General features: G+C 35.2%; 16 protein-coding genes. 12 read left to right on the top strand and 4 right to left on the bottom strand.

Features of this window, described 5'->3' with window-relative positions; all coding sequences use genetic code 11:
- Positions 1-442 precede the first annotated feature (442 nt).
- Entirely contained in the window at positions 443-1,360 is a 918-nt protein-coding gene (locus ACK3CR_RS07360; protein ID WP_243519904.1) for an iron-hydroxamate ABC transporter substrate-binding protein, read from the top strand.
- Positions 1,361-1,826: 466 nt separating this feature from the next.
- Here ACK3CR_RS07360 and ACK3CR_RS07355 read toward each other — a convergent pair whose 3' ends face one another.
- A complete protein-coding gene (locus tag ACK3CR_RS07355) occupies positions 1,827-2,519 on the bottom strand; it encodes an LrgB family protein (protein ID WP_243519905.1) in 693 nt (230 codons plus the stop codon).
- Positions 2,489-2,893 carry a CidA/LrgA family holin-like protein gene (locus ACK3CR_RS07350; protein WP_243520807.1) on the bottom strand — a complete coding sequence of 135 codons (405 nt, stop codon included), beginning with the start codon at positions 2,891-2,893 and terminating at the stop codon, positions 2,489-2,491. The genes ACK3CR_RS07355 and ACK3CR_RS07350 overlap by 31 nt, the downstream gene beginning before the upstream one ends.
- 182 nt (positions 2,894-3,075) lie before the next feature.
- On the opposite strand from ACK3CR_RS07350, the gene ACK3CR_RS07345 reads away from it, so the two are divergent.
- A complete protein-coding gene (locus tag ACK3CR_RS07345) occupies positions 3,076-3,513 on the top strand; it encodes a MarR family winged helix-turn-helix transcriptional regulator (RefSeq protein ID WP_019393610.1) in 438 nt (145 codons plus the stop codon).
- Between the two features lie 201 nt (positions 3,514-3,714).
- Here the strand turns inward: ACK3CR_RS07345 and ACK3CR_RS07340 are convergent, their stop codons facing one another.
- Positions 3,715-4,290 carry a LysE family transporter gene (locus ACK3CR_RS07340; protein WP_488975175.1) on the bottom strand — a complete coding sequence of 192 codons (576 nt, stop codon included), beginning with the start codon at positions 4,288-4,290 and terminating at the stop codon, positions 3,715-3,717.
- A 139-nt stretch (positions 4,291-4,429) separates the two neighbouring features.
- On the opposite strand from ACK3CR_RS07340, the gene ACK3CR_RS07335 reads away from it, so the two are divergent.
- The 10 genes from ACK3CR_RS07335 to ACK3CR_RS07290 all read left to right on the top strand — a co-directional run bounded on the left by ACK3CR_RS07335 (position 4,430) and on the right by ACK3CR_RS07290 (position 13,158).
- Complete coding sequence (locus ACK3CR_RS07335; RefSeq protein WP_243519910.1) at positions 4,430-5,302, top strand: LysR family transcriptional regulator; 873 nt, start codon at positions 4,430-4,432, stop codon at positions 5,300-5,302.
- Between the two features lie 143 nt (positions 5,303-5,445).
- A complete protein-coding gene (locus ACK3CR_RS07330; protein ID WP_243519912.1) occupies positions 5,446-5,979 on the top strand; it encodes a hypothetical protein in 534 nt (177 codons plus the stop codon).
- 154 nt (positions 5,980-6,133) lie between these two features.
- Complete coding sequence (locus ACK3CR_RS07325; protein ID WP_488975213.1) at positions 6,134-6,535, top strand: GNAT family N-acetyltransferase; 402 nt, start codon at positions 6,134-6,136, stop codon at positions 6,533-6,535.
- Between the two features lie 122 nt (positions 6,536-6,657).
- Complete coding sequence (locus ACK3CR_RS07320; protein ID WP_488975212.1) at positions 6,658-7,149, top strand: DUF6584 family protein; 492 nt, start codon at positions 6,658-6,660, stop codon at positions 7,147-7,149.
- 579 nt (positions 7,150-7,728) lie between these two features.
- Entirely contained in the window at positions 7,729-8,490 is a 762-nt protein-coding gene (gene pxpA, locus ACK3CR_RS07315) for a 5-oxoprolinase subunit PxpA (protein ID WP_243519916.1), read from the top strand.
- A gap of 21 nt (positions 8,491-8,511) precedes the next feature.
- Positions 8,512-9,744, top strand: a complete 1,233-nt coding sequence (locus ACK3CR_RS07310) for an NRAMP family divalent metal transporter (protein WP_410915211.1) — start codon at positions 8,512-8,514, stop codon at positions 9,742-9,744.
- A 66-nt stretch (positions 9,745-9,810) separates the two neighbouring features.
- Complete coding sequence (locus tag ACK3CR_RS07305; RefSeq protein WP_243519918.1) at positions 9,811-10,602, top strand: putative hydro-lyase; 792 nt, start codon at positions 9,811-9,813, stop codon at positions 10,600-10,602.
- 16 nt (positions 10,603-10,618) lie between these two features.
- On the top strand, positions 10,619-11,380 hold the full coding sequence (gene pxpB, locus ACK3CR_RS07300; protein WP_328124145.1) for a 5-oxoprolinase subunit PxpB: 762 nt from the start codon (positions 10,619-10,621) through the stop codon (positions 11,378-11,380).
- Positions 11,377-12,378, top strand: a complete 1,002-nt coding sequence (locus tag ACK3CR_RS07295; RefSeq protein WP_488975174.1) for a 5-oxoprolinase subunit C family protein — start codon at positions 11,377-11,379, stop codon at positions 12,376-12,378. The genes pxpB and ACK3CR_RS07295 overlap by 4 nt, the downstream gene beginning before the upstream one ends.
- Positions 12,379-12,399: 21 nt before the next feature.
- A complete protein-coding gene (locus ACK3CR_RS07290; protein ID WP_430238221.1) occupies positions 12,400-13,158 on the top strand; it encodes an IclR family transcriptional regulator in 759 nt (252 codons plus the stop codon).
- A gap of 49 nt (positions 13,159-13,207) precedes the next feature.
- On the opposite strand, the gene pdxR is transcribed toward ACK3CR_RS07290, so the two are convergent.
- Positions 13,208-14,602, bottom strand: coding sequence for a MocR-like pyridoxine biosynthesis transcription factor PdxR (gene pdxR, locus ACK3CR_RS07285; protein WP_488975173.1), 1,395 nt, complete (start codon positions 14,600-14,602; stop codon positions 13,208-13,210).
- Positions 14,603-14,725: the final 123 nt, after the last annotated feature.

Raw genomic sequence — 14,725 nt, 5'->3', positions numbered from 1 at the left:
TCGTAGGTGCTGGGCTTAAAAACATAGCATAGATATATGAATGGTATTAATATGGAAAAGAAAGCATATGTAGTCTTAAAAGCAAGGACTTATGTAATTGGTCCTATTTAACGAATATATGTAAAAAGTAAGGAAAGACCTCTCTTTTATATAAAGAGAGGTCTTTTTTTAGAAAATGAAATGATGAAGAATAGGATAAAAGATCGGAATTTATGATCTATTCTTATAAGAGTATATTGACAGGAATGGAATTTAAAAGCATAATATGAATAAATCTATTGAAATTGATTATCATTATCGTTCGCTTGTTTGATATAAAAAATAAGAATGGGGAGGAGATTTTTAATGTTGTTAAAGGGATGGATGAACGGTAAAGAGAGTAGATGTAGAAGGATTAAATGAAAATGCCTAACGTATTAATTAGTAGAAGGGGAAAACAATAGTGAAAAAAATACTTATACCGATTGTGTTAATTCTTGTACTTGTAATGAGTGCTTGTGGAAGCAAGTCTACAGAAAAATCATCAGGAGAAGAAAGTAAGGATAATAAAGAAACCATTACATATCAATCAGAAAATGGACCTGTGAAAGTTCCTGCTCATCCTAAAAGAGTTGTTGTGTTAACTAGTTATGTTGGAGATTTACTCTCACTTGACGTAAATATAGTAGGAGTAGAAGAATGGGCTAAAAAGAGCCCTTTATTTAAAGATCAGTTAAAAAACGTTCCTGTAGTATCAGATGAAGATATTGAAGAAATTATAGATTTAAACCCCGACTTGATTATAGGAGATAGTACAAATAAGAATCTTAAAAAACTGCAAAAAATTGCACCAACGGTCACTTATACGTATGGTAAAGTTGATTATTTAACTCAGCATTTGGAAATTGGCAAACTTGTCAATAAAGAACAAGAAGCAAAAAGTTGGATTGAAGACTTTAAATCACGAGCAAAGGCTGCTGGTGAAGAAATTAAAGCAAAAATTGGTGAAGATGCGACAGTCACTGTAGTTGAAAGCTACAACAAAGAGATGGCGGTATTAGGAGATAACTGGGGAAGAGGAACCGAAGTTCTTTATCAAGCAATGGGGCTCAATATGCCTGACAAAGTAAAAGAAACAACGAGCAAAGAGGGATATCATACAATTTCTTCGGAAGTTCTCCCTGAATATGTTGGTGACTATTTAATCCTTAGCAAATATAGAGATCAAGAGAACTCTTATCAAAATACGGAGCTCTATAAGGAAATGCCTGCTGTGAAGAATCACCACGTATTTGAAGTTGACGGAAATGCTTTTATGTTTAATGATTCTATGACATTAGATTATCAATTAGACTTTTTCAAAGACCATTTCTTAAAATAAGATAAGAAGCAAAGAAGGATCGTTTTTCATATCTTTCTCTGCTTTTTTTTGTTTTATGTAGTTGTTAGAATTCAGCTGGATCATTTACGTGATACCACTTCAACGTTTGAAAGGTAGAAGAAAATAGTCGCTTCTTATGGTATGGATATGTTTAATTACGTCTATTTTAAACGGTAATGAATAATTTTTATATTGGAACAGAGAGGCTTAATCTTCATGCCTTCAAATCGAGCCACCCACTTTTTTAGCATTGTGATGTTGAATTGATAAACTTGAGCCACTTCCTTAGGGTATTTCACCTCCTCAGGGTAGTCGTGAACAGCTGAAACCTTTATGTCTAACAAATATTTAGTTATATAAAAACTGCACCTCTAATTGTTAGGTTATGGCTAACAATTGGGGTGCAGTTCATCTGTACTAAAGTTATCTTATATCATAAACAAACTAAAATCTTACCTGTTGCTCATTAGATATGGAAAATCCATACTACAATTGGGCCAAATATAGATCCAAGCAAAGCGCTTAGTGTCATAGATACAGAACTCATAGAAACAGCTAATTCACCGTACTCAATTGTTTTGGCAGTACCGAGCGCATGTGAGGCACTTCCGAACGCAATTCCTTTTCCAAGAAAGCTATGGATACGGACCCATTTTAAAATGGCTGGCCCAATAACAACACCAGAAATACCGGCAATCATGACAAAGACCGCTGTCATAGAAGGAACTCCGCCTAAACTTGTTGTAATTTGGATAGCTACAGGAGTTGTAATAGACTTTGGAAGAATTGATAAAATTAAATCGCGATTAATCCCAAACGCTTCTGCAAACAAGAGTCCGCTTACCATTCCAAACAGCATGCCAATAAACACACCAGTAAAAATAGGGAAAATATTATTCATTAAAATTTTGCGGCTATTATAGAGTGGATAAGCTAATGCTACAACGCCAGGCCCAAGCAAAGAATTAATCCATTTGCCACCAACCATATAATTTTTATATGAAATGTGAAAAACTAATAAAAGTAAAACAATCGTGATCGTTGTTGTAATAACAGGGAGAAAAATAGGGTATGAAAAACGCGTGTATAGTTTTGTCATGACTAAGTAAGCGCCAATGGTTACCAGAATTATACTGATCGCGATAAGTGTTTGTTGCATTCTTTTCTCTTCTTTCGTTTTTTTGTTTTATTTTCGATAAATTGACTAGCAACTCCCGCAGCAATCATCGTTATAATCGTACTCATTACAACGACTATAAATAAGATACCGCCGCTAATGGAGAATAGAGATGGATAGTTGATAATACCGACCATAGAGGGGATAAATAATAACGGTAAAAAGGATAATAAGAAGCTTGATCCATCTTCAACAATTTTAACAGGAACAATTTTGTATGATAAACAAATAATTAACAAAATAAGACCAATAATACTACCAGGAATAGGGATATGAAAAAAGTGATGAAGCGCTTCTCCAACGATTGAAAAAACATATAAAATAGCAATTTGTAAGATAATGCGTATTCCTTTCATAAGAAAAAGTTGTTCTTCCCTTAAGAACAACCTGCCTCCTTTCAAAATATGATAAAAATCAAGATTCGCTTTATTTTCCATCTTTTTTCTTGTATGATACAAGTATATAGTTGTATTATACAAGTAGATCTTTATTTGTCAATAAAGAACTGCAACAGAGCTATTCTTTTGGAGGGAATTAGGTGGAAAGAGAAAACAAAAAAGCAATTGAGCAGATTGAATATGAGCTTACAACTTTTATAAGACGAGCGGTTTACAAAGATAACTCAGAAAATAAAATAGGGGACTTAGAGCGAGCTGTTTATTTATTACTAAGGCAGTTAGAAGAGTTCGGACCAGCCCGTTTAACAACGTTGGCAGATTCTTTTAAATTAGATATTTCAACACTATCTAGACAAGCTTCTGCCGTAGAAGCCAAAGGGTTAATCTCCCGTTTTTCAGATCCTTCAGATCGGCGTGGGAGTTTATTTCAAATTACAGAGCTAGGGAGAGAAAAGCTTTTAGCGGATAAGAGAATGAGAATACAGCGCTATCAAGATATGTTAAAAGACTGGTCTAGTGAAGAACAAAAATTGTTTGGTGAGCTTTTAGTACGTTTAAACGAGGCATTTATTGATTAAACATCGTTATGAATAAACGAACTTTAATTGTATATATCCCTACTTCCTAATATAAAGTTAATTTATCCTATATCAAGCAGGGGAGCGATTCTTTGTTGTAATGCTCCTTTAAGAGAAATTCATCTTTTTATGTGAACTTATTCTAGAAATGCATTTTCTAAAAAGAAAGCTCGTTCCTTTATAAAGGAACGAGCTTTCTTTTTAGAAAATCGTAATAGCGGAATAAACGAGCAATAAACACATTACTATATTTATGGTCCTATTGTATTTGGAAAAAATCTTTTTAAAAGCCGATCCGAACGCGGCCCATAATAGGAGTGCTACACAACCTATTACGATTGTTAAAGACATAAAAAAGAGGATCGTGCTATTTGAACGACTATAAGGAAGTACGAACGTTGACATAGCCGTTAAAAAATACAATATACTTTTTACATTAAGAATTTGAAAGAATAGACCTGAAAAGAAAGAAGACTGATTATCAATACCTTCGTCCTTTCCACCCTTAGAAAAAGCAATCTTCCATGCTAAATAAAGTAAATATATGGCTCCAACGACTTTAAAATAAGGTTCTATCATTGGCATCCATTTGTACAAACTTGTAGTTAATAATGAAGTCAAAATCCCTAGAACAATAAACCCTGAAAGTATACCAATGTTAAAAGGAAGCGATTTTTTAAATCCAAATTTTCTTGCTTCATTCATCATCAAAAGATTACTTGGACCAGGTGTAATCGATGTAATAATGATATAGGAAAGGAATGCTGTAAAATTCATTTCGTTAATCTGTCCTCTCAATAAAAAATAGTTGAATAAGTTATGTGACTTATTGTAATATGCATTTATCTATTAGTGAAATTGAAATTATAAATAACTAATATCATTTTTTTGAATATATGAGAGGAGATTATGAAGGATGGAAATAAGACAACTTCTCACTTTTCGAACGATTGTTGATGTTGGAAGTTATACAAAGGCTGCTGCAAAATTAGGGTACACTCAGTCAACTATTACTTCTCATATTCAAGCGTTAGAAAGAGAGATTGGTGGAGAATTATTTACTTATGTTAAACGAGAATTAAACTTAACCTCTTTAGGAAAAGAATTAATTCCTTTAGCTGATGAATTGTTGCAAACGTATAACCGGATAACTCAAATGAAAAATCATAACACAATAAGCGGAGAGTTAAAGATTGCTGCCCCTGAATCATTAACGATTTCTCGTCTAGGCCCTATTCTCAGAGAATATTCTAGTAAATATCCAGACGTTAAGATTATATTGAGTAATGGAACTTGTGGGAAAAATCAAAAGGACCTTATGAGTGGCTATGTTGACGTTGCTTTCATGATTTGGCCAGAGTTAGAACTACATGATTGTATTCATCATCAACTACACAAAGAAGAAATTGTTTTAATAACGAGTCCAGATAAAAATCAACACTTTGATGATTATAAAAACAAAGAAACCACAGACTTCTTTATTACAAATGAAAAAGGATGCAGCTATCGTTCTATGTTTGAAACATACCTTACTCATCATAAGCTTCCTAAATTTCAAACAATGGAACTGTGGAGTTTAGAAGCAATTAAGCAATCTGTAATGAGTGGGTTAGGGTTTGCTGTATTACCTTATGTTACAGTGAAAAGTGAGGTTGAACAGGGGTTATTAAATGTGATGAAGCATAATGAAAAATTCGAGCCTATTTACTCACACTTACTTGTCAAATCAAAGAAGTGGCAGGCTCCTGCAGTTGAAAAATTTATTGAGTTAACATTAGAAGCCATATAGATTAATGAATGAGTGAAAAGGAATAAGAACGTAAAGTTCATAAAAATCACCTAACCATTTCTCCATGATTTGAGAAATAGGAAGTGCATTCGAAAAAAGTAATATATAATAGGAAGAAACTTGTTGAAAGGAAATGTTTGCCGATGTACGATCCAACTGTTTTTGATAATTTAAAAGTTGCATTTGAAAACGAACTATATGACCTTGATAATCTTGAGGAGGAGGTCACCATTGTTTCTCGTAAAGATACATTGGAACTGTCGATTATGGCAAAGGAATTCCGGCTAGGATTCCAGCTTTCTGATGAGCATGCGGTTACTGCGGAGGTGTGTTTGTACGCTTCTTTACAAGATCTTGCTAGTGAGATTTTAGAAGAGCCTAACAGCAACCCGAGCTGCACGCTTCGTTTGTTCTTTTACGTAGACATCGATCGAAATAAGATAGAAGCACAGTGTTCGAAAATTGAAAAAGGGCTCGGAGATATTTGGACACAGCAAAACCCGCCAAAGCAGACTTTGCAATATCAGTACGGCAAAGAAAAGACCATTCATAATACAATAGAAATCAATTTTAATCGTAAAATAAACGAGAATCAGATGGAAGATATTCCGAATTTGATTGAGCATATGCTTCATTCCTTAGAAATGTTAACAGATATATATAAAGAAGCACTATAATATGCTTTTTAACCACTAATACAATGACTTTATATACTGATATGGGATAATGTAAAAGTGAGGAAATGATTGACTACTAAAGGAGGCATCTCAATTGGAGCAGAAATTAGAGTTCAGAATAGCTACTGAACAGGATTTAGTGCAGATTGTGGCAATGCTTGCTGACGATGTTTTAGGAAGTAAGCGTGAGCGTTATGAGCAACCACTTCCAGAAAGTTATATTAAAGCATTTCAGGCTATTAAGAATGACCCTAATAATGAGTTAGTAGTAGCTGTTGACGGAAATAAAATTATTGGCGTCCAACAAATTACTTTTACCCCATATATTACACATCAAGGTGGATGGAGAGCTACAATTGAGGGCGTGAGAACCTTGTCTTCTGTACGTGGTAAAGGTGTAGGCACTAAGCTTATCAAGTGGGCCATCCAACGTGCAAAAGAACGTGGTTGTCACTTAATACAATTAACAACAGATAAAAAAAGAGATGATGCTTTACGCTTTTATAAACATTTAGGTTTTTATGCAACACATGAAGGATTAAAAATGAAACTGTAATAGGTTGATTAAAGTAATGAGTTTGATAGTTGATAAGATATAGAAAGCGATCATTTCTACTTTTTTTAGATAGAACTGTCTCTACTCAACGGGGGAAAGTTATAACAAATGAGGTGTTTCCAATAGAGAAAATACCAATTAAAACTCTTAAGAAGATAGAAGAGGACATTAAAAAAAACGATTTAGGGAAAGCAAGAGACAGACTTCATGGATTAATTTCAACCTATCCTAACGAATTGGCACTTCGTAAAAAATTAGGTGACATTTACTTTTTGTTAAAATATCCCGATATGGCAGGTAGGTACTGGTATCTAGAAGAAAATAAGACACCAGAAATGGTAGAAGCGTGCCTTCAATTTGAGAAATCTATGGGGAATGATCCTATCGCAATAGCGAAAGGGTTAAAATTTAAAGGGGAAAGTGAAATCCTAGAAAAATTAGAATTAAGGCAATGGACTTCCTCAATACAACCCAAAGTGAAAGAAAGTTTGCTTGAAGAACCTCAGGAAACTTTTATAGATAAAGTAGTTATTTTCGGTTTTTTTTCAATCCTTATCTTAACAATCCTTTTTGCATTAATCGGAGTTTATACAGTCTTCAACTGGATTTTCTAATTCGAAACCTTAAGACAGGTTGAATTTGTCTGTTCATAGAATATCATAAATAGGAGTTGAAAGTGCTTATCTTGACTCCTTTGCTAAGCTACTAATAGTTCATTAAATGAAAAAGGAGAAATAGTATAATAAAGTTAACGAGCAGTGGTTCTAATTATTCTATCAGTCGACTCTTAATCATTTAAAAGAAGTTCTTTCAGAGAACTTCTTTTTTTATTTATTGCAACAAATAAATTTGTATATAAAGACCATAACGAATGCTAAATAGATGAGAGCGAACCGATATAAGAGAAGGAAATCTAACAATTAATCATGATTAATTGTTTTCACTACAAAAATAAAACAAAAGTCTTAAAAGAATAAGAAGTAAAAACATAACAAAAGATAGACTTTGTCAAATGTTCTGACATATATATTGTTTATGTTACATACTAGTGTTAGAATTTAAGAGTGACCAAATAACGGTACTATAGTTCCGAAAAACGGAACAAACTGCTAACATTTAACAGAATATTCTGTTTTGAGTACTAGAGCTTGGTTGCACTTTCATTTTATAAGGACATAAGAGGGGGAAAGAGGATGAATAGAGTTGATTTGAACTGTGACTTAGGGGAAAGTTTTGGGGCTTATCGCATTGGCAATGACGAAGAGATTTTGGATTTTGTTACATCTGTGAATGTTGCTTGTGGCTTCCACGCTGGAGATCCTAGCGTTATGCGAAAAACAGTTGAGCTTGCTGCACAGAAAGGCGTTCAAATTGGGGCGCATCCAGGTCTTCAAGATTTAATTGGATTTGGTCGCCGTAATCTTTCAATTACTGCTCAAGAAGCCTATGATATTGTTGTGTATCAAATTGGAGCGCTAGATGGTTTTTTAAAAGCGGAAGGGCTTAGAATGCAGCATGTTAAACCACATGGAGCACTTTATAATATGGCAGCTAAAGATAAAAATTTATCAAAAGCAATTGTGAAAGCTATTTATAACATAAACGCTGACCTTATTTTATTCGGCTTAGCGGGAAGTGAACTTATTAAAGCAGGAAAAGAAATTGGATTACGTACAGCAAGTGAAGTGTTTGCTGATCGGACATATCAAAGCGATGGCTCGTTAACAGCAAGAAGCGAAAAGAATGCGCTTATTGAAAATGACGATGAAGCTTTAGCACAAGTCGTTCGGATGGTGAAGGAAGGAAAAGTGAAGTCTCAGCAAGGCGTTGATGTTTCACTGCAGGCAGATACGATTTGTATTCATGGAGATGGCGCACATGCGTTAGAATTTGCTCGTCGTATTCAAGGATCATTAACAACATCTGAAATCGAAGTGAAGGCGATTTCGAGCTAAGTATAGATAGGGGGAAATGAATTGGAGCCAAAGAAAAAAAATACACCAAAGAAAGAGCTTTCTGCTGCACCAAAAGTTAATTGGTCACTTATGTTAGGAGCGGCATTCTTAATGGCCACATCAGCAATTGGCCCAGGATTTTTAACACAAACAACGGTTTTTACGCAAAATCTTGCAGCAAGTTTTGGATTTGTTATTTTAATCTCGATTATTCTCGATATTTTTGCTCAGACGAATGTTTGGAGAATTATTGCAGTTTCTGAAAAAAGAGGACAAGACATCGCAAATATGGTATTACCAGGCTTAGGATACGTATTAGCGACGTTAATTGTCATTGGTGGACTTGCTTTTAATATTGGGAATATCGCTGGAGCAGGTCTTGGTTTAAATGCTATCACTGGCATCTCACCAACAGTAGGAGCTGCAATTAGTGCTATTATTGCCATTTTAATTTTTGTTGTCAAAGAAGCAGGAAAAGCGATGGATAAGTTTACGCAAATTGCAGGATTTGTCATGATTGGCTTAATGATTTATGTAGCTTTCACAACGTCACCACCTGTGGGAGAAGCGGTCGTAAAAACTTTCGCACCAGACAAAATTGATTTTGTAGCGATTGTTACACTTGTTGGTGGAACAGTTGGAGGATACATTACGTTTGCTGGTGGACACCGTTTATTAGATGCGGGAGTCAAAGGCGTAGATGCATTACCACAAGTAACAAAAAGCTCGGTTACTGGAATTTTAATTACGTCTGTTATGCGTATTGCTTTATTTTTAGCTGTTCTGGGCGTTGTAGCAAAAGGGCTTCCAATTGATGCGGGGAATCCTCCAGCATCCGTATTCCAACTAGCAGCAGGAAACATTGGGTACAAAATTTTTGGAATTGTCATGTGGTCTGCGGCTATTACATCTGTAGTTGGAGCAGCGTATACATCTGTTTCTTTTATCAGAACATTCAGCCAAAAACTCGATAAAAATGCAAATTGGATTATCATCGGATTTATTATTATTTCTACTGTTTGCTTTGTTTTAATTGGAAAACCTGTTAAAGTACTTCTTCTTGTAGGGGCTCTCAATGGTTTAATTCTTCCTATCGCCCTTGGAACATTACTTATTGCGGCGTACAAAAAGAGCATTGTTGGTGACTATAAACATCCTTTATGGCTAACAATTTCAGGTATCTTTGTTGTTGTTGTGATGGCCTTAATGGGTGGATATACACTAGTTGATCAAATTCCACAGTTATTTAAGTAAGCTAAGCGCCTGCATGTAAAGACTATTGCTATGTGCAGGCGACTATTGTTTTAGGAGGGGATTTTAGTGGAAAACTTATCTCAAAAAACACCATCAGAAATTCGAAATTTAATTCGTGAAGGTAAACTTGTGCAGTCAACAGCAGGAATGGCAAACGGATATGCTCAAGCTAATCTAGCAATCTTAAAAAAAGAGCATGCCTTTGATTTTCTTCTATTTTGTCAACGTAATCCTAAATCTTGTCCTCTTTTAGATGTAACAGAGGTTGGCTCTCCTTTTCCAAAGTTCGCTTCATCTTCGGGAGATATTCGTACAGATATTCCAAAATACCGAATTTATAGAGAAGGAGAACTTACGGAGGAAGTAACAGATATTATAGAGTATTGGGAAGACGATATGGTTGGTTTTTTAATTGGATGCAGCTTTACCTTTGAACATGCTCTTTTAAATAACGATATTTCAGTTCGTCATATTGAGGAAGAGTGCAATGTTCCGATGTATAAAACAAACATCCCCTGTGTTGAAGGGGGCATTTTCCGAGGGAATATGGTAGCAAGTATGCGTCCTATTCCTCACAAAGATGTTGTAAGGGCAGCACAAGTAACATCACGCTTTCCTTCTGTTCATGGAGGACCTATTCATATCGGAGATCCACACGTTATTGGTATTCAAGATATTAATACGCCTCATTTTGGAGATTCAGTGACAATTAAAGAAGGAGAAACACCGGTATTTTGGGCATGTGGCGTTACTCCACAAGCTGTTGCAATGGAAACAAAGCCACCTATTATGATTACGCATGCACCAGGACATATGTTTATTACAGACATTCGTGATGAGAAGCTTGGCGTTTTATAGAAAAAGAGGTGAAAATATGAGTTCAACAAAAACAGATTTAGTTCAGCAAGCAACACTTTCACCACTCGGTGACTCAGCTATTGTTGTTACATTTGGAGAACGTATTGACTATGAGATTCATAAGAAAATTAAAATGTTTATGGATACATTAGAAGCTCATCCATTTCAGGGATTTATTGAATGTGTGCCGGCATTTACAAATGTAACGATTTTTTATGAGCCACTCCAAGTTATAAAAGTAAATAAGAAACGTACAATAAAAAATTTTATTTCTCCTTTTGAAATCGTTTCAACTCTTATAAAAGAAAAATTAAATGAAGTGTCTGAAGAAGGGGATTTAAAACATCGTCAAGTGTCAATCCCTGTTTGTTATGGAGGAGATTATGGTCCAGATCTTGACCATGTTGCTAAATATAATAATTTAACGAAGGAAGAAGTCATCCATATTCATTCGAATGGAGAATACTTAGCTTATATGATTGGTTTTGCACCTGGTTTTCCTTTTTTAGGTGGTTTGTCTGAAAAAGTCGCAACACCAAGACGTTCATCACCAAGAGCCTCTATTCCAGCAGGGAGCGTTGGAATTGCCGGAATGCAAACAGGCGTTTATCCAATTTCAACTCCTGGTGGATGGCAACTTATCGGTCAAACTCCTATCCAGCTCTTTCTTCCAAATCAAAATCCACCAAGCTTACTTAAAGCAGGAGATAGAGTGAAGTTCGTTTCTATCTCACAGGAAGAATATGAAGAAATAAAGCGAAAAGAGGGAGAAAAATGAGCTTACGTGTCATAAAGCAAGGATTACTTACAACTGTTCAGGACCTTGGGAGAAGAGGTTTTCAGAAATATGGGGTTATTGTAAGCGGTGCAATGGATTCTTACTCTCTTAGAATAGCAAACTTGCTTGTTGGGAATGACGAGAATGAAGCAGGACTGGAAATTACGTTAATGGGTCCTCTTTTACAAGTAGAAAAGGACTGTGTACTTGCTATTACAGGAGGTGATTTGTCGCCAACTGTCAATGATGAAGCTATTCCCATGTGGAAACCGATATTTGTGGAGAAGGGGAGCACCATTAAATTCGGTCAATGTAAAAGGGGATGTCGAGCGTATTTAACGGTTAAAGGAGGATTTAAACTTGAGAAAGTTTTAGAAAGTAAAAGTACGTATTTACGCGGTGAGATTGGTGGATTCAAAGGAAGAGCTCTAAAGGAAGGGGATGAATTGCATTTTGCTCATGTATTAAATGGAATACCATCTTTTTTATCTCAAAACATTGTAGAAGGGGCTGTGACTTCCCAGTGGTCTGTTCATTATGAAAAGTTTGTTCCACTAGCAAATAATGATAGCATTCGAGTCGTACATGGCAGTCAACTTGACTTTTTTTCTCCAAAAAGTCAGCAAGAATTCACAGAGAAGCCTTTTAAAGTATCAACACAATCAGATCGCATGGGGTACAGAATGGAAGGACCTTCCCTTCAATTAAAGGAGGAGAAAGAGCTTTTATCAGAAGCTGTATCTCAAGGATCCATTCAAGTTCCTCCTGACGGAAACCCCATTATTTTATTAGCAGATAGACAAACAACAGGAGGATACCCTAAAATTGCCCAAGTCATTACAACTGACTTGCCACTCATTGCTCAGAAAAAACCTGGTGAATCTGTCACTTTTACCTATGTGTCTTTAAAAGAAGCGGAAGAGCTTTATTTGGAAAAGGAGCAAGAACTTTATAAATTAAAGATGGGTATTTTGTTAGCTTCGAAAAAGTTAGAGTAGGGATATGAGGGAGAAGAGAAAATGCAAACAAATAATAAAACAGTTATTAAATCTATGCAAATCTTAAATCTTTTTATTAAGCATTCTAAGCTTACTTTTACAGAAATGCTAACTTACTCAGAAATTCCAAAAACATCACTACATCGTATGGTTGGTTCACTTGAAGAAATGGGGTTTTTAACAAAAGATAAAGACGGCTTTTATTCTTTAGGGCTTCTTTTTTTACAGTTTGGACAACTTGTTGCAAATCGATTAGATATAAGAATAATTGCAAAACCCATTATGGAACAGCTTCGAGATGATGTAGAAGAAGCGGTGAATTTAATTATTAAAGATGGAAACGAAGCAATGTATATCGAAAAAGTAGATACACTTCAACCTGTTCGACTATACACGTCTGTTGGAAGGCGATCTCCTCTTTATGCAGGAGCATGCTCTCGTATTATTCTAGCTTATTTGCCGGAGGAAGAACGAGAAGCCTACCTAGAGCACGTAAAGCTAGAACAAATTGGAATTGGGACAATTACAGATAAAGAAAAATTAAGAGAAATATTAGCGGAATCAAAAAGAGAAGGCTACACAGTAAGTATTTCAGAACTTGAGAATTATACAACAGCAGTCAGTGCTCCTGTTTTTAATCATAAAGGAGAGGTAATAGCAGGCCTTAGCATTGCTGGAATTGAAGGAAGGTATGGAGCAGAAAGGCTCCCAATCCTTATTAAAAAAGTCACTTCAGGAGCAAACTTGATTTCTAAAAAGCTAGGGTACAATATTCCATAAAGCCCCTATATACTAAGGATATAGGGGCTTTTCAAGGATAGGAGAAATCTTACATCCATACCTCAGACAAAATGGAAACTCCTTGTTGAATTTCTTCCTCAGACAACGATCCGAAGCCTAATAATACAGTCCCTGTTTCACATTGAGGTTTTCTTTTCCAATAAGGACTTGTTGGGTAAACTTTAACGTCTTTTGAAAAGGCTAATTTAATGAGTTCTTCTTCACTCTTTCCGTACACTTTTACTAGTATATGCAACCCTGAACATTCCCCTAAGATCTCAAATTTATGAGTATCAAACCTTTTATTTATTTCTGATATAAGAGTAGAATGCTTTTTTTGGTAAGCATTTCTCATTCTAGCAATATGTTTATCTAAATAATTTGTCTTCATAAAAGCTTCCATAATCCATTGTTGTAAGCGAGGAACCGTTTGTTCATAAAGAGAGAAGCGCTCTTTATAGATACTTAATAAAAGAGAAGGAAGTACGATGTAGCTCATTCGCATTGATGGAAGAAAAAGTTTAGAAAAAGTACCCAGATAAATGACTTTCTCCGCTTCATCCATCCCTTGAATCGCTTGGATAGGTTTTCCTACATACCGAAATTCACTATCATAATCATCTTCTATAATAAAAGAATGATGGTCTCTAGCCCACTGAAGTAGCTGTTCACGCTTTTTCTGCGTCATAATGACGCCTGTCGGAAACTGATGAGATGGTGTAATGTAAACAGCATAAGGATTGATTTTGTAAAGTTCTTCAATACTAAGTCCATCCTTTTTTATAGGAATAGGCTCTACATTTACATTCAAATTTTCAAATATAATTCGAGCTCCATTGTAGCCAGGTTCTTCAAATCCTATTCGCTTGTCTTGCAGATTTAAAATTTGAGAAAGTAGAATTAGGCTTTGTTGTGTTCCAGAGGTGATAATAATTTGTTCAGGAGCACACTTGACACCTCTCGAATTTATTAAGTAGTGATGAATCTCTTTGCGAAGACCAAATTCTCCTTGAACATCTCCATATGCAAACAATTCTTGTTGCCTCTCATTGTAGACGGCATTTGCGATGTTATGAAAAGTTTTAGAAGGGAAAAGAGTAGATTCTAATGTTCCATAGCGAAAATCATAGCGAGGTGAAGGTTTGTATTCTACTTTCCTATCATCTTTTGAGGAATGTGAAAAATTAAAAACATCCTCTATTTGTTTTTTAACGTATATCCCGCTTCGTGGTTTCCGCTCGATAAAGCCTTCATCAGCAAGTAAATCATAAGCAAGTGAAATGGTATTGTTGCTAACATGCAAATGTCTGGCAAGTCCTCTAATTGAGGGAAGCTTACTACCGAAAGGGATTTTTCCTTCCATAATTTTTGTTCTTAAATCGTCGTATACTTGAACATATAAAGGACCACTATCCTTCTTTATAAAGGGAGTTATATGAACCAACGTAAAAAACCTCCATGATTCTGTATCTAAATAATTTTTATAAACTGTCTCTTTTGTAAGTAATGAGGGATTTTTATAATAAAAGTTATAGAAAATCAAGCATATGCTTTAGGAGGGAAACTA

Source organism: Priestia sp. TRM10 (genome assembly GCF_057808375.1).
This window is presented reverse-complemented; position numbering and strand designations above follow the sequence as displayed.

Bases quoted from the DNA above. Each gene is read 5' to 3' on its own strand.
- ACK3CR_RS07340 (WP_488975175.1), bottom strand. From the start codon at position 4,290: ATGAATTTTACAGCATTCCTTTCCTATATCATTATTACATCGATTACA.
- ACK3CR_RS07290 (WP_430238221.1), top strand. From the start codon at position 12,400: ATGCAAACAAATAATAAAACAGTTATTAAATCTATGCAAATCTTAAAT.
- pxpA (WP_243519916.1), top strand. From the start codon at position 7,729: ATGAATAGAGTTGATTTGAACTGTGACTTAGGGGAAAGTTTTGGGGCT.
- ACK3CR_RS07295 (WP_488975174.1), top strand. From the start codon at position 11,377: ATGAGCTTACGTGTCATAAAGCAAGGATTACTTACAACTGTTCAGGAC.
- ACK3CR_RS07355 (WP_243519905.1), bottom strand. From the start codon at position 2,519: ATGCAACAAACACTTATCGCGATCAGTATAATTCTGGTAACCATTGGC.
- ACK3CR_RS07350 (WP_243520807.1), bottom strand. From the start codon at position 2,893: ATGAAAGGAATACGCATTATCTTACAAATTGCTATTTTATATGTTTTT.
- ACK3CR_RS07325 (WP_488975213.1), top strand. From the start codon at position 6,134: ATGCTTGCTGACGATGTTTTAGGAAGTAAGCGTGAGCGTTATGAGCAA.
- pxpB (WP_328124145.1), top strand. From the start codon at position 10,619: ATGAGTTCAACAAAAACAGATTTAGTTCAGCAAGCAACACTTTCACCA.
- ACK3CR_RS07330 (WP_243519912.1), top strand. From the start codon at position 5,446: ATGTACGATCCAACTGTTTTTGATAATTTAAAAGTTGCATTTGAAAAC.
- ACK3CR_RS07335 (WP_243519910.1), top strand. From the start codon at position 4,430: ATGGAAATAAGACAACTTCTCACTTTTCGAACGATTGTTGATGTTGGA.